This is a genomic window from Bradyrhizobium sediminis (genome assembly GCF_018736105.1).
GTDB lineage: Bacteria > Pseudomonadota > Alphaproteobacteria > Rhizobiales > Xanthobacteraceae > Bradyrhizobium.
Genome location: NZ_CP076135.1, coordinates 3,104,851 through 3,122,549, shown reverse-complemented (window position 1 = coordinate 3,122,549; position 17,699 = coordinate 3,104,851). Strand labels below are relative to the sequence as shown.

Sequence of the window (17,699 nt, the reverse complement as noted above, 5' to 3'; positions counted from 1 at the left end):
GCCGGAAGTGTTCCTTCCGGCGTGCTCGCGCCGGAGCGGCCGCGCTGGCCAGGGGAAAGCGACTAACAATGGCTGAGCCGGTCTATCGTCGGGTGGTGATCAAGCTTTCGGGCGAATATTTTGCCGGCGCGCATTCGTTCGGAATGGATCAGCCGACCATCGACCGGATCGCCGGCGACCTGATCGCCGCCAGGCAGCTTGGCGTCGAGGTCGCGGTCGTTGTCGGCGGCGGCAACATGGTGCGGGGCGTCGAAGTATCCTCCCGCGGCGTATCCCGTCCGACCGGCGACACCATGGGCATGCTGGCCACCGTGATGAACTGCCTTGCGCTCGAAGCCGCAATCGAGCGGCGCGGGGCCCCGGCCAAGGCCCTGTCGGCGTTCGTGATGCCGCAGGTCTGCGAACTCTATACCCGGGGTGCGACGCACAAATATCTCGCCGAGGGCCGAATCGTGCTGCTCGGCGGCGGGACCGGCAATCCGTTCTTCACCACCGATACCACGGCGGTGTTGCGGGCAGCCGAAATCGGCGCCCATGCGGTGCTGAAGGCCACCAATGTCGACGGCGTCTACACCGCCGACCCGAAAAAGGACCCGTCCGCCAAGCGGTTCGACCGCTTGACGCATTCACAGGCGATCGAAGGCGGCTACAAGGTGATGGATGCGACCGCATTCGCGCTTGCCCGCGAGACGTCGCTGCCTATCATCGTGTTCTCGATCGCCGAGCCGGGTTCGATAGGCGCGATCCTGCGCGGCACCGGCCACGGCACCATCGTCGCCGGCTGATGGGCTGGTGACGCATCCCGCGTGCGCGAGCCGGACGGCCTCGACGATCAGTTTTCAGGAGGGGAGAGCGTAATGCCCACGGGTAGTTTCGACATCAACGAATTGAAGCGCCGCATGCAGGGCGCCACCCAGGCGCTCAAGCACGAGCTGGGCGGTCTGCGAACCGGCCGTGCCGCAGCCTCGATGCTGGAGCCGGTGCAGGTCGACGCCTACGGCACCCACATGCCGCTCAACCAGCTCGCCACCATCAGCGTTCCCGAACCGCGGCTGCTTTCCGTGCAGGTATGGGACAAGTCGATGGTCAAGGCGGTGGAGAAGGCGATCGTCGATTCCAATCTGGGTTTGAGTCCCGCCACCGAAGGGCAGGTGCTCCGCTTGCGAATTCCCGAGCTCAACGAGGAGCGCCGCAAGGAGCTGGTCAAGGTCGCGCATAAATATGCCGAAGCCGCGCGTGTCGCGGTTCGCCATGTCCGTCGCGATGGCCTCGATACGGTCAAGAAGCTCGAGAAGAATCACGAGATTTCCGAGGACGATCAGGAGCGTCTCGCCACCGATGTGCAGAAGGCGACCGACGGGACGATTTCGGAAATCGATCAGTTGCTTGCGGCCAAGGAAAAGGAAATCCTCACCGTTTAGCCCTAAGGATTGACCGATGACGAACGCCGCCGCCCCCGCAACCGAAGCACCGGATCCGTCCGGCGCTCCCTTGCATGTGGCGATCATTATGGACGGGAACGGGCGCTGGGCGGCGGCGCGCGGTTTGCCGCGCGCGGAAGGCCATCGCCGCGGCGTCGATGCGTTGCGGCGGGTGGTTCGTGCCGCCAACGAACTCGGCATCCTCTATCTGACGATTTTTTCCTTCAGCTCCGAAAACTGGTCGCGTCCGGCGACCGAAATCGGCGACCTCTTCGGATTGCTTCGACGCTTCATTCGCAACGACCTTGCCACGTTACACCGCGACGGGGTGCGGGTGCGGGTGATCGGCGAGCGCGACGGACTGGAACCGGATATCTGCGCGCTCCTGAACGAGGCGGAAGAACTCACCAAGGCCAACACCAAGCTCAATCTCGTGGTCGCCTTCAACTACGGATCGCGCCAGGAGATCGCCCACGCCGCGCAGCGGCTGGCGCGCGAGGTCGCGGAGGGCAAGCGCGATCCGTCGTCGATCGATGCCGAAACGCTCGGCCGCTATCTCGACGCCCCCGACATTCCCGATCCCGATCTGATCATTCGCACCAGCGGGGAGCAGCGGCTTTCGAATTTCCTGATGTGGCAGGCCGCCTACAGCGAACTCGTCTTCGTGCCGATCCACTGGCCCGATTTCGACAAGGCCGCGCTCGAGGAAGCGATTGCCGAATATGCCAGACGGGAGCGCCGTTTCGGCGGTCTGGCCGCGAAAACCGGATCGTGACCGAGGGCAAAGCCGCGCCGGCGGCGAGCGAGCAGGGATCGCGCAATCTCGTGATGCGCGTCGCCGCAGCCTTTGTGCTTGCGCCGCTGGCGATTGCCATCGCCTATGCCGGCGGATGGCTATGGGCCGCGGCGGCGACTTTCGCCGCGGTCGGTCTCTATGTCGAATGGCTGATGATCGTGGGAGCGGCGCGCGAGATGCGCGTGATGGCGCCGGGCGCTGCAGCCCTTGCCGCTGCCGGGCTCTGCTTCGCAGTGGGGCGGATCGATGCCGCGCTGATTGTCCTCGCCATTGGTCTTGCGGCGGTCGCGCTGCTCTCGCCGGAACGTCGCATCTGGACGGCGACCGGATTTGCCTACGCTGCCGCAGCCGAGATCGCATCGGTGCTGGTGCGTCTCGATCCGGCGCAAGGGTTTGCCGCGCTGATGCTGGTCCTTCTGGTGGTGTGGGTGACCGATATCGGCGGCTATTTCGCCGGCCGCGGCATTGGCGGACCCAAGCTGTGGCCGCGGGTCAGTCCCAAGAAGACCTGGGCGGGCGCGATCGGCGGCTTTGCGGCGAGCCTGGCGATCGCCGCCGCCTTCGCGGCGCTGGGACTCGGCAAAACCGTCCCGCTGCTGCTATTGGGGGCGGTGCTCTCGATTGCGTCCCAGCTCGGCGATCTCTTTGAGTCCGCAGTAAAAAGGCGCTTCGGCGTCAAGGATTCCAGTCACATCATTCCCGGGCATGGCGGGTTGATGGATCGTCTCGACGGCTTCATCGCCGCGATCGTCCTGGCGGCGATTTTCGGCCTTTTGCGGGGTGGCGCGGATGGCGTCGGCCGCGGTCTTATGGTTTGGTGAAAAAATGAGCGCAGTCCCGTTGCGTAACAACAAGGCCACGGCTTCCACCGTGCGCACCGTGACCGTGCTGGGCGCCACCGGCTCGATCGGCGACAGTACGATGGATTTGCTTCGGGCCTCGCCCGACCGCTATCAGGTCGAGGCTTTGACCGCGAATACCAATGTCGAGGGACTGGCGAAGCTCGCAAAAGAATTCGGCGCGCGATTTGCGGCGGTCGCCGATCCCGAACGCCTCGGCGCGTTGAAGGACGCGCTGGCCGGTACCCGCACCGAATGCGGCGCCGGCGAGAGCGCCATCATCGAGGCCGCCGCGCGTCCGGCCGATTGGGTGATGGCCGCCGTCAGCGGCGCCGCCGGACTGAAGCCCGCGCTTGCCGCGGTCGATCGCGGCGCAAGCGTGGCGCTCGCCAACAAGGAATGCCTGGTCTGTGCCGGCGATTTCTTCATGCAGCGCGCGGCGAAAGCCGGGGCCTGCATCCTGCCGGCGGATTCCGAGCATAACGCGCTGTTCCAGGCGCTGGGTTCGGGCAATCGCGAAGAACTGGTTCGTGTCATCATCACCGCTTCAGGCGGGCCGTTCCGGACCTGGGCCGCCGCCGACATCGAACAGGCGACGCTGGCGCAGGCCTTGAAGCATCCGAACTGGAGCATGGGGCAGAAGATCACCATCGATTCCGCGTCGATGATGAACAAGGGCCTCGAGGTGATCGAAGCCTCCTATCTGTTCGCGCTGACGCCCGACGAAATCGACGTGCTGGTGCACCCGCAGTCGATCATCCACGGCATGGTCGAATTCTCGGATCGTTCCGTCGTCGCCCAATTGGGCGCGCCCGACATGCGCACGCCGATCGCGCATTGCCTGGGCTGGCCCGACCGCATCGTCGGACCTGCCGCCAAGCTCGACCTTGCCAAGATCGGCCAGCTCACCTTCGAGGAACCCGACTTCGGCCGGTTCCCGGGACTTCGGCTGGCCTATGACGCGCTGCGGACCGGGCGCGGCGCGACCACGGTTTTCAACGCCGCCAACGAGGTCGCGGTGGCGGCGTTCATCGGCGGCAAGATCAGGTTCGGTGCGATCGCGAGGCTGGTCGAAGCCACCATGAACGACTGGGTTCGCTCCGGAAATCTGGCCCCGCTGACCTCGGCGGACGATGCCATTGCCGTTGACCATATTGCGCGAAATAGAGCTGCCACCCTATTGCCTCAAATTGCCTTAAAGGCATCCTAGAGGGTTGGGGGACAGGGCTTTCGGCTCTGCTTGAGGGGAATCGAATGTCCGAGTTTTTTCTTCATAGTTTCAATACGTTGAGCCATGGATTCGTTGGCTACATCATTCCCTTCCTGTTCGTCCTGACCATCGTCGTCTTCTTCCATGAGCTCGGCCACTTCCTGGTCGCCCGCTGGGCCGGCGTGAAAGTGTTAACGTTCTCGCTCGGCTTCGGGCCGGAACTCGCCGGGTTCAACGACCGCCATGGCACCCGCTGGAAGATTTCGGCCATTCCGCTCGGCGGCTATGTGAAGTTCTTCGGCGACGACAGCGAGGCCTCCACGCCGTCGTCGGAAACGCTTGCCGGCATGACCGAGGAAGAGCGGGCGGGCAGCTTCCATCACAAGAAGGTCGGACCGCGCGCCGCGATCGTGGCGGCCGGCCCGATCGCCAATTTCCTGCTCGCGATCGTGATCTTCACCTGCCTGTTCACCTTCTTCGGCAAGCCGAGCACGACGGCGCGCGTCGACAAGGTCGAGGTGGGCAGTGCCGCGGACAAGGCCGGCTTCCAGGCCGGCGACGTCGTGACGTCGATCGACGGCAAGACCATCGGAAGTTTCACCGATATGCAGCGGATCGTCGGCACGCGGGCCGGCGAGCAGCTGTCGTTCACGATCAAGCGCGGTGATTCCACGCTGCAATTGCAGGGCACGCCGCAACTCAGGGAAGTGAAGGATTCGTTCGGAAACGTTCACCGGCTCGGCGTTCTGGGAATCACCCGCGCGACTGCACCCGGCGATGTCCTGACCGAGCGGGTCGATCCCGCGACCGCACTGTGGCTCGGCGTCAAGGAAACCTGGTTCGTGGTCGAGCGCACCACGGCCTATATCGGCGGCGTCTTCACCGGGCGCGAAGCCGCCGATCAGGTCGGCGGACCCCTGCGGATCGCCCAGATATCGGGACAGGTCGCCACCATCGGCGTTGCCGCGCTGATTCACCTGGCCGCCGTGCTCTCGATCTCGATCGGGCTGCTCAACCTGTTCCCGGTGCCGCTGCTCGATGGCGGTCACCTTTTGTTCTATGCGGTGGAAGCCCTGCGTGGGCGCCCGTTGTCGGAGAGGGCGCAGGAAATGGGATTCCGAATCGGACTGGGCCTGGTCCTCATGCTGATGGTGTTTGCGACCTATAACGACATCCTGCACCTGGCGGCATCGTGAAACGGCTTTTTTGTGACGTGGCCGATGGGCAACGTCTTGGAATGAAATTGAAATTGCACTGCGATAGGACGTTTGCCCCTCCGGCAAAATTGGCTACAAGCAGAGCAGCAAATGGGAATCTGCCGGTTCGTGGGGTGCGGGCCGGCACTGGAATGACAAGGGCGCGTTGCGCATGAATGTTGGAATGCGAGTGCGGGGGGGCTTGTTTGCCGCCCTGATCATGTTCGCGATGCCGGTGGCTGGGACGCTGGCCGCTGTGCTGGTGCCGTCTTCGGCGATCGCGCAGACTGCTGCCTCGATTCAGGTCGAGGGGAACCGGCGGGTCGAGGTCGAGACCATCCGTTCGTATTTCAAGCCGGGTCCGGGCGGGCGCCTCGATCAGGGCCGAATCGATGATGGCCTGAAGGCGCTGATCGAAACCGGCCTGTTCCAGGACGTGCGAATCAACCAGGCGGGCGGGCGGCTGGTGGTGACCGTGGTCGAAAACCCGGTGATCGGCCGCATTGCCTTCGAGGGCAACAAGAAGGTCAAGGACGAGCAGCTTTCGGGGGAAATCCAGTCCAAGCCGCGGGGCACGCTGTCGCGCCCGATGGTGCAGTCCGACGCCCAGCGCATCGCCGAAATCTATCGCCGCTCCGGCCGCTATGACGTGCGCGTCACCCCTGAAATCATCGAGCAGCCGAACAACCGCGTCGATCTGATTTTCACGGTCGCCGAGGGCGGGAAAACCGGCGTCAAATCGATCGAATTCATCGGCAACGTCGCCTACTCCTCGTATCGCCTCAAGGACGTCATCAAGACCCGCGAATCGAACCTGCTGAGCTTCCTGGGCGGAAATGACGTCTACGATCCGGACCGCGTCGAAGCCGACCGCGACCTGATCCGCCGCTTCTATCTGAAGCACGGCTATGCCGACGTCCAGGTGATCGCCGCGCTGACCGAATACGATCCGGAGCGCAAGGGCTTCCTGGTGACTTTCAAGATCGAAGAGGGTCAGCAATACCGGGTTGCCCAGGTCAATTTCGCCTCCAGCATCGGCACCCTCGACGGCAATACGATGCGCAGCTTCTCGCGCGTCAATGTCGGCTCGCTCTACAATGCCGAGGCGCTGGAAAAATCCGTCGAGGAAATGCAGATCGAGGCGTCGCGTCGCGGTTACGCCTTCGCGATCGTGCGTCCGCGCGGCGATCGCAATTTCGAGGCGCATACCGTCTCGATCACCTTTGCCATCGACGAAGGCCCGCGGACCTATATCGAGCGCATCAATGTGCGCGGCAATACCCGCACCCGCGACTACGTGATCCGCCGCGAATTCGATCTGTCCGAGGGCGATGCCTACAACCGCGCGCTGGTCGATCGCGCCGAGCGCCGCCTGAAGAATCTCGATTTCTTCAAGTCGGTCAAAATCACTTCCGAGCCGGGGTCCTCCAGCGACCGCGTAATCCTGGTGGTCGATCTCGAGGAGAAGTCGACCGGCGATTTCTCGGTATCGGGCGGCTATTCGACGACCGACGGCGCGCTCGCCGAGGTCAGCATTTCCGAGCGTAACTTCCTCGGCCGCGGCCTGTTTGCGAAGGCGTCGGTGACCTATGGCCAGTACGCGCGCGGTTACACGCTGTCGTTCGTGGAGCCCTATCTGCTGGACTATCGCGTCGCGCTCGGGCTCGACCTGTTCCAGCGCGAACAGCTCGCCAACTCCTATATTTCCTACGGCACCAAAACCATCGGCTTCAGCCCGAGGCTCGGCTTCGCGTTGCGCGAAGATCTGTCACTGCAGGTCCGCTATTCGATCTACCAGCAGAACGTCTCGCTGCCGTCCAGGCTGCGCAATTGTAACAACGATCTGACGAGTTCGAGTTACAATCCCAACCCCGCATTCCTGGCCAATGGGAACCCCGCCAGCGCCTTCAATACCTCGGCGCTGGGCTGCTACGTCGACGGTGAAGCGTCGCTGCCGGTCCGCAAGGAACTGGAGAACGGCAAGACGCTGACGTCGGCGGTCGGTTATACGCTCAACTACAACACGCTGGACAACAACAAGAACCCCACCGAGGGCCTGCTGGTCGATTTCAAGCAGGACTTCGCCGGCGTGGGCGGCGACGTCAGCTATCTGAAGACCGCGGTCGACGCGAAGTATTACACCCCGCTGGTTTCCGACATCGTCGGATTGATCCACGTCCAGGGTGGCGTCCTGACCCAGGTCGGGAACACCAGCCTCCGGATGCTGGATCATTTCCAGATGGGTCCCAATCTCGTCCGCGGCTTCGCCCCTAACGGTATTGGTGCGCGCGACATTAACCCCTACGGCACGGGCGACTCGCTGGGCGGCACCAAATATTGGGGCGTGTCGGCGGAGCTGCAGATGCCGTTCTGGTTCCTGCCGAAGGAGATCGGACTCAAGGGTGCGGTCTATGCCGACGCGGGCGGGCTATATGATTACAAGGGGCCGACATCCTGGGCCTTTACCAACGAAGTTAACGCGCCCGGCTGTATTCCCGGAACGACTGTTCCGCTGCCGGCCGGATCCTGCACGGGATTGGTGTATGACAGCGGCAATGTCGTCCGCTCCTCGGTCGGCGTCGGCCTGATCTGGGCGTCGCCGTTCGGCCCGCTGCGCTTCGATTACGCGGTTCCGCTGACCAAGGGCCAGTATGACCGGGTGCAGCAATTCAAGTTTGGCGGCTCGTCATCGTTCTAAAGCCTCTTCAAGCGAAGTGGATACCGGTTCGCGTGAAGAAAACGCGTCAAAATAGTGATAGACCCCGGTTGTGATTCATCAGAACCGGGGCTCTCGTTCAATGACCGGCCAGACCGCGACGGGTGGAATGGCGCAGCCGACATTCTCCAAACAACCGCCTTCCATGACATTGGCCGAACTCGCCGCGCTGACCAATGCGGCTCTGGTCGATCCGTCGCGCGGTGGCCAACAGGTCAAGGGGCTGGCTTCGCTCGAAGAAGCCGGCCCGATGCATCTGGCGTTCTTCGACAACCTGAAATACGCCGACCAGCTCGCTGCGACGAAGGCGGGCGCCTGTCTGGTCAGCCCCCGGTTCGAGGCCAGCGTTCCCGCCCATGTCGCGGTTCTGCGCGCGGCGCAGCCTTTCCGCGAGTTCGTCAAGATCGCGCGGGAGCTCTACCGCGACGCCCTTCGCCCGCAATCCTGGTTCGGCAATGACGGCATCGCACCGTCCGCCGTGATCGATCCGACGGCGCATCTGGAGGACGGCGTGGTGGTCGATCCCCTGGCCGTGATCGGGCCGAACGTCGAAATCGGCGCGGGGACGGTGATCGGCTCGGCGGCGGTGATCGGCGCCAATGTCCGGATTGGCCGGGACTGCAATGTCGGCGCGCATACGGCGATCCAGTCGGCGTTGATCGGCAACAACGTCCTGATCCATCCCGGCTGCAGCATCGGGCAGGACGGCTACGGCTTCGTCTTCTTCGGCCCGGATGGCCATCTGAAGGTGCCGCAGACCGGCCGTGTCCTGATCCAGAACGACGTCGAAATCGGCGCCGGAACCACCATCGATCGCGGCAGCCTGCGCGACACCGTAATCGGCGAAGGCACCAAAATCGACAATCAGGTCCAGATCGGCCACAATGTGACCATCGGCAGGCGTTGTCTGCTCGCGGCCCAGATCGGGCTCGCGGGCAGCCTGACGATTGGGGACAATGTGGCGTTGGGCGCCAAGGTGGGGATCAACAACCACCTCAAGATCGGCGACGGGGCCCAGGTCACGGCGATGAGCGCGGTCAAGGACGACATCCCAGCAAACGGGCGCTGGGGAGGTCACTTTGCCAAGCCGACCCGGCAGTGGTTCCGGGAGATCGTTGCAGTGGAGCGTCTGGTGCGCGATAGCGCAGCGGATCCGAAGGGCGAGGGGCGGGAGTGATGGTGGAGGAGGCAGCGGTCAGATTCGAGCTCGTGGATATCAATGAGATCCTCAAGACGCTCCCGCACCGTTATCCGATGCTGCTGATCGACCGGGTCGTCAAGATCCGGACCGATTACAGCGGCATCGGCATCAAGAACGTCACCATCAACGAGCCGCCGTTCCTCGGGCACTTTCCTGATCGTCCGGTCTACCCGGGGGTGTTGATGATCGAAGCCATGGCGCAGACCGCCGGCGTGATCGGCATCAAGTCGGTCGAAGGCACCGAGAAGCCGCGCGCGGTTTATTTCCTCACCATCGACAAGTGCAAATTCCGCAAGCCGGTGATGCCCGGCGATACCATCGAATACCACATGCGCAGCATCGGCCGCCGCAAGGCGATGTGGTGGTTTCACGGCGACGCCATCGTCAACGGCGTGACCGCTGCCGAGGCCGACGTTGGCGCGATGCTGACCGACTGATCAACGCGATCGGCGGCAGGCCTCGGGGCGCGCCGCTTCGGTAAATCAGCTCATTTCTGAAGCGCAGCCGATGCCGGGCCGATCGTCTTCGAACCAAGCGTGCCGAAACACAGCGTAACCATACGTCACTAGACAGTATCGGGACGTCGCGGTAACCACCGGAAAACCTGAGCACATCAACGGCGATATTGGCGAATAGCGGACAATGATCAGGATCGATCCCACCGCGCGGATTGAGGACGGCGCCGTGATCGGCGAGGGCACCTCGATCGGTCCCTATTGCGTCATCGGCCCCCACGTCGTGATCGGCGCCAACTGCAAGCTGCTGGCGCATGTCTACGTCACCGCGCAGACCACGATCGGTGAGGGCTGCACGATCTATCCGTTCGTTTCGCTGGGAACGCCGCCGCAATCGCTGGCCTATCGCGGCGAACTGACCAGGCTCGAGATCGGCCAGGGCTGCACCATCCGGGAGCAATCGACCATGAGCGCCGGGACGCTCGGCGGCGGCGGCATCACTAGCGTCGGCGATCGCGGCTATTTCATGAACTGCAGCCATATCGGACATGACTGCGTGGTCGGCAATGATGTAATTTTCGCGACCTCCGCTACGCTGGGCGGTCACTGCGAGGTCGGCGATTTCGTTTTCATGGGCGGCCTGTCGGCGGTGCATCAGTTCGGCCGCGTCGGCTCGCAGGTGATGGTCAGCGCCCTTACTGCCGTGCGCGGTGATGTCATTCCGTACGGCCTTGTGAACGGCCAGTTCGCTCACCTCACCGGCCTCAACGTCGTCGGCATGAAGCGCCGCAAGTTCAGCCGCGAGCGCCTCGCGAAAGTGCGGTCATTTTACCTGAAGCTGTTTCACGGCCCGGGCGTGTTTGCCGAGCGCCTGGATGCGGCACGGCATCTGGCGGGCACGGATCCCGCGATTGCCGAAATTCTCGATTTCATAGATGCCGGAAAGCATCGCGAGTTGTGTCAGCCCTCGAAGGCCGGCAAAGCTGCCTGATGCTGCCGTCCCGGGGGCAGTCATGACGAACGCGGCTTTGGACCCATCGCCCGTAGGCATCGTCGCGGCCGGCGGCGTCATGCCGTTCGCGGTCGCGGACTCGCTGATCGCACGCGGCATCCATCCCGTCCTGTTCGCGCTGAAGGGCGCCTGCGATCCGGTACGGGTGACGCGCTTTCGCCATCACTGGATCTCGGTCGGCCAGGTCGGCCGGGCGGTGAAGCTGTTTCGCAGCGAGAACTGCCGCGATCTGGTCTTCATCGGCACGCTGGTGCGGCCGGCGCTGTCGGAGATCCGGCTGGACTGGGGCACACTACGCGTCCTCGCCCGTCTGTGGGCGGCGTTCCGCGGCGGCGACGATCACCTGCTGTCCGGCATCGGCCGCATTCTCGAACAGGACGGATTCCGGATGGTGGGAATCAAGGACGTCGCCCCGGACCTGCTGGTGCCCGAGGGATGTCTGACCCGGAAGGCGCCGGATGAAAGAGCCGCCGCCGACATCGCCAGGGGGCGCGACGTGCTGCGGGCGCTGAGCCCGTTCGATATCGGTCAGGCCGCGGTGGTGATCGACGGCCACGTGGTCGGGGTCGAGGACATCGAGGGCACCGACGGCCTCCTGGCGCGCGTCGCACGGCTGCGCGACGAGGGCCGGATTCGCGCCAAGGCGGCGCGGGGCGTGCTGGTGAAGGCGCCGAAGAGCGGCCAGGACTTGCGCTTCGATCTTCCGACCATCGGGCCGCGAACCGTCGAAGGCACCATCAAGGCCGGACTTGCCGGGATCGCCGTCGTCGCCGGCAATACGATTGTCGTCGAGCCGCAGGCCATGATCGAGGCCGCAGACGCGGCAGGCCTGTTCGTGACGGGGTTGCCCGCGTGATTCCGGCACGAGCCCCCGCCAATGTCGCGCGAAAGATATTCCTGATTGCGACCGAGGAATCCGGCGACCGGCTCGGCGCCAGCCTGATGAAGGTGTTGCGCCAGCGGCTCGGTGGCGCCGTCCACTTCGAAGGCATCGGCGGCCAGGCGATGGCGCGCGAAGGACTGGTGTCGCTGTTTCCGATCGAACGGCTGTCGATCATGGGACTGGCGGCGGTCGTCAAGCAGTTGCCGATGATCCTGCGGCATATCAGGGAGACCGCCGCGGCGGTGATGCAGGCGTCCCCTGACGTGCTGGTGATCATCGACAGCCCCGATTTCACCCATCGCGTGGCGCGGCGCGTCCGGGCGAAGGATCCTGCGATACCGATCATCGATTACGTTTCGCCCTCGGTCTGGGCCTGGCGGCCCGGCCGGGCACGCGCGATGTGCGCCTATGTCGATCACGTGCTGGCGCTGTTGCCTTTCGAGCCCGAGGAATATCGCAAGCTGCGCGGCCCGCCCTGCAGCTATGTCGGCCATCCCCTGATCGAGCAGCTCGGGAGCTTGCGGCCCGGGGCCGACGAGCAGAAGCGCCGCGATGAAGCGCCGCCGGTCCTGCTGGTGTTGCCGGGAAGCCGCCGCAGCGAGATCAGGCACCACATGGCGGTGTTCGGCAAAACGCTCGGCCTGCTGCAGGCACAGAACGTGGCGTTCGAGTTGATCCTTCCGACCATGCCGCATCTGCTCGAGGCGGTGAGGCAAGGCGTGGAGGGCTGGCCGGTCCAGCCGCGGATCGTGCTCGGCGAGCAGGACAAGCGCGCGGCGTTCCGGATTGCACGCGCAGCACTTGCCAAGTCCGGCACGGTGACGCTGGAGCTGGCGCTTTCCGGGGTGCCGATGGTCACGGCCTACCGGACCGGTGCCCTGGAGGCCTGGATCATGCTGCGCCTGATCGAGGTGAAGTCGGTCATTCTGGCCAACCTGGTGGTCGGCGAGAACGTCGTGCCGGAATTCTTGCAGCAGGACTGCACGCCGGAGAAGCTGTCGCGCGCGCTGCGCGACGTGCTCGAAGATTCGCCGCTGCGGCGGCGGCAGCTCGAAGCCTTTACCGGGATCGACCGGATCATGTCGACCGGCGACCAGTCGCCCAGCGCGCGGGCCGCCGATATCGTGCTGGCGGCGTTGCGAAAGGCGCGGCGGACGAATTGAAATCGCAGAACTGAAAAATGCGGAAGCCGGATGCAGCGACTGCATCCGGCTTCCAAAATGCAATCTCTTGGCTGCGCCTACTTGCGCTTGGCCATGTCGACGTAATCGCGGCGGGCGACGCCGGTATAGAGCTGGCGCGGCCGGCCGATCTTCTGCTGCGGATCCTCGATCATCTCGCTCCACTGGCTGATCCAGCCGACCGTGCGGGCGACCGCGAACAGCACAGTAAACATCGAGGTGGGGAAGCCCATCGCCTTCAGCGTGATGCCCGAATAGAAGTCCACGTTCGGATACAGCTTGCGGTCGATGAAATACTGATCGCTCAGCGCGATCCTCTCCAGTTCCAGCGCGACCTTCAGCATCGGATCGTCGCCGTGGCCGGTCTCCGCCAGCACGGCGTGACACATCTTCTGCATGATCTTGGCGCGCGGATCGTAGTTCTTGTAGACGCGATGCCCGAAACCCATCAGGCGGACTTCGCTGTTCTTGTCCTTCACCTTCTTGATGAAGTCCGGAATCTTGTCGACGGTGCCGATGTCGGCAAGCATCGCAAGGGCCGCTTCATTGGCGCCGCCATGCGCCGGACCCCACAGGCAGGCGATTCCGGCGGCGATGCAGGCGAACGGATTGGCGCCGGAGGAGCCGGCGATGCGCACCGTCGAGGTCGAGGCGTTCTGCTCGTGGTCGGCGTGCAGGATGAAGATCTTGTCGAGCGCGTCCGCCAGCACCGGATTGATCTTGTAGTCCTCGCAGGGCACCGCGAAGCACATATGCAGGAAGTTCTCGGCGAAGGAGAGCGAGTTCTTCGGGTACATGAAGGGCTGGCCGACGGTGTATTTGAACGCCATCGCCGCCAGCGTCGGGATCTTGGCGATCATCCGCATCGAGGCGATCATGCGCTGCCGCGGATCGTTGATGTCGGTGGAGTCGTGATAGAACGCGGCCAGCGCGCCGACCGCCGCCACCATGATCGCCATCGGATGGGCGTCGCGGCGGAAGCCCTGGAAGAAGCGGGCCATCTGCTCGTGAACCATGGTGTGATGGATCACGCGGTTGTCGAAATCGGCTTTCTGCGCCTTGGTCGGGAGTTCCCCGTAGAGCAGGAGGTAGCAGGTCTCGAGGAAGTCGCCTTTTTCAGCGAGCTGCTCGATCGGATAGCCCCGGTACTCCAGGATGCCGGCGTCGCCGTCGATATAGGTGATCTTGGACTGGCAGCTCCCGGTCGAGGTGAAGCCCGGATCGTAGGTAAACATTCCGGCCTGGGCGTAGAGCTTGGCGATGTCGATGACATCGGGCCCGACCGTGCCGCTCAAAATCGGGAAATCAAAGGTCTTGTTGCCAACCGTCAGCGTTGCGGTTTTTTTGTTGGATGCGTCCATCGTGAAGTCCCCGATGAGATCGTTGCGAAAACCGGCGGCCGGGAGCGCCAAGACGTTGGAGATGGCGCAGGAAACCGGGTGTTCTGGGAGTGCCTCAGAAATGGGTATCTTATTGCTGTTTGCACTGCAAGACGGCCACTCCGGGCCCCCAATACCACCTTATGAGGGGGTCTGGTCGCCAAGCCGGGCCAGGCATTCCTGCCGTCCCAGCACCGCCAGGACGTCGAAAATTCCCGGCGACGTGGTCCGGCCGGTCAGCGCTACCCGGAGTGGCTGGGCCACCGCCCCAAGCTTGAGGTTGTTGGCTTCGGCAAAGGCGCGCATCGCTGCCTCGGTGGTTTCCGAGGTCCACGATGAAACCGGCTCCAGCGCGAGCCGGAGCCTGCCGATCAGTTGGCGGTTTTCCGGCGTCAGCAGGGCCGCGGCTTTCGGCTCGACCTCGAGCGGCCGGTCGGCAAAGATGAAATAGGAACTGTCGATCAGCTCGATCAGCGTCTTGGCGCGCTCCTTGAGGCTCGGCATCGCCTGCAGCAGTTGCGCCCGCGTGGTGTCGTTGAGCTTGGCCTTGAGGTGAGACCGGTCCGGAACATAGTCCAGTACGTCTTCGAACATCGCCACCAGCGCTCGATCGTCGGCGTGACGGATGTAGTGGCCGTTGAGGTTTTCCAGCTTGGCGAAGTCGAACCGCGCGGCCGACCGTCCGATCGCGGGCAGGTCGAAGGCGTCGATCATCTCCTGGGTCGAAAAGATCTCCTGGTCGCCATGGCTCCATCCAAGCCTGACCAGGTAATTGCGCAGCGCCGCCGGCAAGTATCCCATCGCGCGATAGGCATCCACCCCCAGCGCCCCATGGCGCTTCGAGAGCTTCGATCCGTCGGGACCATGGATCAGGGGAATGTGGGACATGCTCGGCAGGTCCCATTCCAGGGCATCGTAGATCTGCTTCTGGCGGGCGGCGTTGATCAGGTGGTCGTCGCCCCGGATGACATGGGTGACGCCCATGTCATGGTCGTCGACCACGACCGCGAGCATGTAGGTCGGGTTGCCGTCGCCGCGCAGCAGCACGAGGTCGTCGAGGTTTTCGTTCTGCCAGACCACGCGGCCCTGGACCTGGTCCTCGATCACGGTTTCGCCGGTCTGGGGCGCCTTGAGCCTGATCGTCGGCTTCATGCCGGCCGGCGCCTCCGACGGGTCGCGGTCGCGCCACAGGCCGTCATAGAGCCGCGTACGGCCCTCGGCGCGGGCCTTTTCGCGCATCGCCGTCAGCTCTTCGGCAGTCGCATAGCAGCGATAGGCCTTGCCGCCGGCCAGCAAGGCTTCCGCGACCTCGCGGTGGCGTGCGGCCCGGCTGAACTGGTAAATGACGTCGCCGTCCCAATCGAGCCCGAGCCATTTCAAGCCGTCCAGGATCGCCGCGATGGCCGGTTCCGTCGACCGCTCCCGGTCGGTGTCCTCGATCCGCAACAGCATCTTGCCGCCGCGCTTTTTGGCATAAAGCCAGTTGAACAGCGCCGTGCGGGCGCCTCCGATATGGAGAAAGCCGGTCGGTGAGGGGGCAAAGCGGGTGACGACGGAATCGGGCATACCAACTGCATTTCGGGGACAATAAGGGGTTGCGCAAGGCGCGGTGGTGTATAGCAGGAACCAAGCATAACTAAAGCCTTCCTTGGAAGGTGCGGATTTGGCAGAAGGTCCGCTGATTCCGAACGGGAACCAAGCATGACAGCAGAAACGGTGGCGGCAGAGGCAGGCCGCGATTTCATTCGCGACATCATCCAGGCCGATCTCGACGCCAAGAAATACCGCCAGATCGTGACGCGCTTCCCGCCGGAGCCGAACGGCTATCTGCATATCGGCCACGCCAAGTCGATTGCCCTCAATTTCGGCATCGCGCAGGAATTTGCCGGCCGCTGCCACCTCAGGTTCGATGACACCAATCCGACCAAGGAAGAGCAGGAATATATCGATTCGATTCAGGCCGACGTGCGCTGGCTCGGCTTCGACTGGGGAACCGACCTCTATTACGCGTCGGACTATTTTGAGCAGCTTTACCAATGGGCCGAGGGCCTGATCCTCGCCGGTCATGCCTATGTCGACGACCAGTCGCAGGAGGAAATCCGCCTCTCGCGCGGCACGCTGACCGAGCCCGGCAAGAACTCGCCGTTCCGCGACCGACCGGTCGAGGAGAACCTCGATCTGTTTCGCCGCATGAAATCAGGCGAATTCCCGAACGGCGCGCGGGTGCTGCGCGCCAAGATCGACATGTCCGCGGGCAATATCAACCTGCGCGATCCCGTGCTCTACCGCATCCTGCACGCCACCCATCCGCGCACCGGCGATGCCTGGTCGATCTATCCGAGCTACGACTATGCGCACGGGCAGTCCGACGCGATCGAGGGCATCACCCATTCGATCTGCACGCTGGAATTCGAGGATCACCGGCCGCTCTACGAATGGCTGCTCGACAAGCTGCCGGTGCCATCGAAGCCGCATCAATACGAGTTCGCGCGGCTTAACCTGACCTACACGCTGCTTTCGAAGCGGGTGCTGACTGAGCTGGTGCGCGGCGGCCACGTCGCAGGCTGGGACGATCCGCGCATGCCGACCATTGCCGGGCTGAAACGGCGCGGGGTGCCGCCGGCGGCGATCCGCGAATTCGTCAAGCGCATCGGGGTTGCGAAAGCCAACAGCGTGGTCGACGTCGGCATGCTGGAATTCTGCATCCGCGAGCTTCTCAACAAGAGCTCGCTGCGGCGGATGGCGGTGCTGCGGCCGCTGAAAGTCGTGATCGAGAATTATCCGGAAGGTGCGAGCGAAGAACTCGAGGCGCAGAACCATCCGGACGATCCGGCCGCCGGCACGCGAAAGATCGCGTTCGGCCGCGAGCTCTATATCGAGCGCGACGATTTCATGGAAAATCCGCCGAAGAAATTCTTCCGGCTGTCGCCGGGCATGGAAGTGCGGCTGCGCTACGCCTATTTCATCAAGTGCACGGGCGTGATCAAGGACGCGGCCGGCGAGGTCGTCGAGCTGCGCTGCAGCTACGATCCCGCCACCAAAGGTGGCAACGCGCCCGACGGGCGCAAGGTCAAGGCCACCATGCACTGGCTGCCGGCCAAGCAGTCGCTGCCGGCCGAAATCCGCATCTACAACCAGCTGTTTTCGAAGCCCAATCCGGATGCGGCCAACTTCGCCGGAGATCTCAACCCGCAGTCGCTGGAGGTCCTGAGCGATGCGCGGATCGAGCCCGCGATCGCGGCCAGCAACTCGTCGGAGGTGATGCAGTTCGAGCGGCAGGGCTATTTCACGCGCGATGCGGATTCGACGCCGGATCGTCTGGTCTTCAACCGGACCATCGGCCTGCGCGATACCTTTGCAAAGGAAGTCGGGGCTAAGGGCTGAGGCGGCTCTGTTGACGGGATCGACCG

Annotated in this window: 15 protein-coding genes; 13 read left to right on the top strand and 2 right to left on the bottom strand. The window is 63.9% G+C overall.

What is annotated here, in order from left to right:
* Positions 1-68 precede the first annotated feature (68 nt).
* From pyrH to lpxB, 12 genes are all read left to right on the top strand, one after another.
* Complete coding sequence (pyrH, locus tag KMZ68_RS14870) at positions 69-785, top strand: UMP kinase (protein WP_215612041.1); 717 nt, start codon at positions 69-71, stop codon at positions 783-785.
* Positions 786-857: 72 nt separating this feature from the next.
* The gene (frr, locus tag KMZ68_RS14865; protein WP_215601784.1) at positions 858-1,421 is read left to right on the top strand and encodes a ribosome recycling factor; all 564 of its coding nucleotides are present in this window, start codon (positions 858-860) and stop codon (positions 1,419-1,421) included.
* Positions 1,422-1,437: 16 nt separating this feature from the next.
* On the top strand, positions 1,438-2,196 hold the full coding sequence (locus KMZ68_RS14860; protein ID WP_215601785.1) for an isoprenyl transferase: 759 nt from the start codon (positions 1,438-1,440) through the stop codon (positions 2,194-2,196).
* A complete protein-coding gene (locus KMZ68_RS14855; protein ID WP_215612040.1) occupies positions 2,193-3,038 on the top strand; it encodes a phosphatidate cytidylyltransferase in 846 nt (281 codons plus the stop codon). The genes KMZ68_RS14860 and KMZ68_RS14855 overlap by 4 nt, the downstream gene beginning before the upstream one ends.
* Positions 3,039-3,042: 4 nt before the next feature.
* Positions 3,043-4,266: a 1-deoxy-D-xylulose-5-phosphate reductoisomerase gene (gene dxr, locus KMZ68_RS14850; protein ID WP_215612039.1), complete on the top strand. Its 1,224-nt coding sequence runs from the start codon at positions 3,043-3,045 to the stop codon at positions 4,264-4,266.
* Positions 4,267-4,310: 44 nt separating this feature from the next.
* A complete protein-coding gene (rseP, locus tag KMZ68_RS14845; protein WP_215612038.1) occupies positions 4,311-5,462 on the top strand; it encodes an RIP metalloprotease RseP in 1,152 nt (383 codons plus the stop codon).
* Positions 5,463-5,634: 172 nt separating this feature from the next.
* The gene (bamA, locus tag KMZ68_RS14840) at positions 5,635-8,160 is read left to right on the top strand and encodes an outer membrane protein assembly factor BamA (RefSeq protein WP_215612037.1); all 2,526 of its coding nucleotides are present in this window, start codon (positions 5,635-5,637) and stop codon (positions 8,158-8,160) included.
* A 127-nt stretch (positions 8,161-8,287) separates the two neighbouring features.
* The gene (gene lpxD / locus KMZ68_RS14835; RefSeq protein WP_215616346.1) at positions 8,288-9,355 is read left to right on the top strand and encodes a UDP-3-O-(3-hydroxymyristoyl)glucosamine N-acyltransferase; all 1,068 of its coding nucleotides are present in this window, start codon (positions 8,288-8,290) and stop codon (positions 9,353-9,355) included.
* Positions 9,355-9,816 (top strand): 3-hydroxyacyl-ACP dehydratase FabZ, encoded by a 462-nt coding sequence (gene fabZ / locus KMZ68_RS14830; protein ID WP_215612036.1) that lies wholly within the window; start codon positions 9,355-9,357, stop codon positions 9,814-9,816. Before lpxD ends, fabZ begins: the two co-directional genes overlap by 1 nt.
* Positions 9,817-10,021: 205 nt before the next feature.
* Positions 10,022-10,825 carry an acyl-ACP--UDP-N-acetylglucosamine O-acyltransferase gene (gene lpxA / locus KMZ68_RS14825; RefSeq protein WP_215612035.1) on the top strand — a complete coding sequence of 268 codons (804 nt, stop codon included), beginning with the start codon at positions 10,022-10,024 and terminating at the stop codon, positions 10,823-10,825.
* Positions 10,826-10,847: 22 nt separating this feature from the next.
* On the top strand, positions 10,848-11,702 hold the full coding sequence (locus KMZ68_RS14820; protein WP_215612034.1) for an LpxI family protein: 855 nt from the start codon (positions 10,848-10,850) through the stop codon (positions 11,700-11,702).
* Positions 11,702-12,892, top strand: coding sequence for a lipid-A-disaccharide synthase (gene lpxB, locus KMZ68_RS14815; protein WP_215616345.1), 1,191 nt, complete (start codon positions 11,702-11,704; stop codon positions 12,890-12,892). Before KMZ68_RS14820 ends, lpxB begins: the two co-directional genes overlap by 1 nt.
* Positions 12,893-12,969: 77 nt before the next feature.
* Here the strand turns inward: lpxB and gltA are convergent, their stop codons facing one another.
* Both gltA and gltX read right to left on the bottom strand, forming a co-directional pair.
* A complete protein-coding gene (gltA, locus tag KMZ68_RS14810; RefSeq protein ID WP_215612033.1) occupies positions 12,970-14,271 on the bottom strand; it encodes a citrate synthase in 1,302 nt (433 codons plus the stop codon).
* 159 nt (positions 14,272-14,430) lie between these two features.
* Positions 14,431-15,855 (bottom strand): glutamate--tRNA ligase, encoded by a 1,425-nt coding sequence (gene gltX, locus KMZ68_RS14805; protein ID WP_215612032.1) that lies wholly within the window; start codon positions 15,853-15,855, stop codon positions 14,431-14,433.
* A 135-nt stretch (positions 15,856-15,990) separates the two neighbouring features.
* Here gltX and KMZ68_RS14800 point away from each other — a divergent pair, with 135 nt between their 5' ends.
* Entirely contained in the window at positions 15,991-17,673 is a 1,683-nt protein-coding gene (locus KMZ68_RS14800) for a glutamine--tRNA ligase/YqeY domain fusion protein (protein ID WP_215612031.1), read from the top strand.
* Positions 17,674-17,699: the final 26 nt, after the last annotated feature.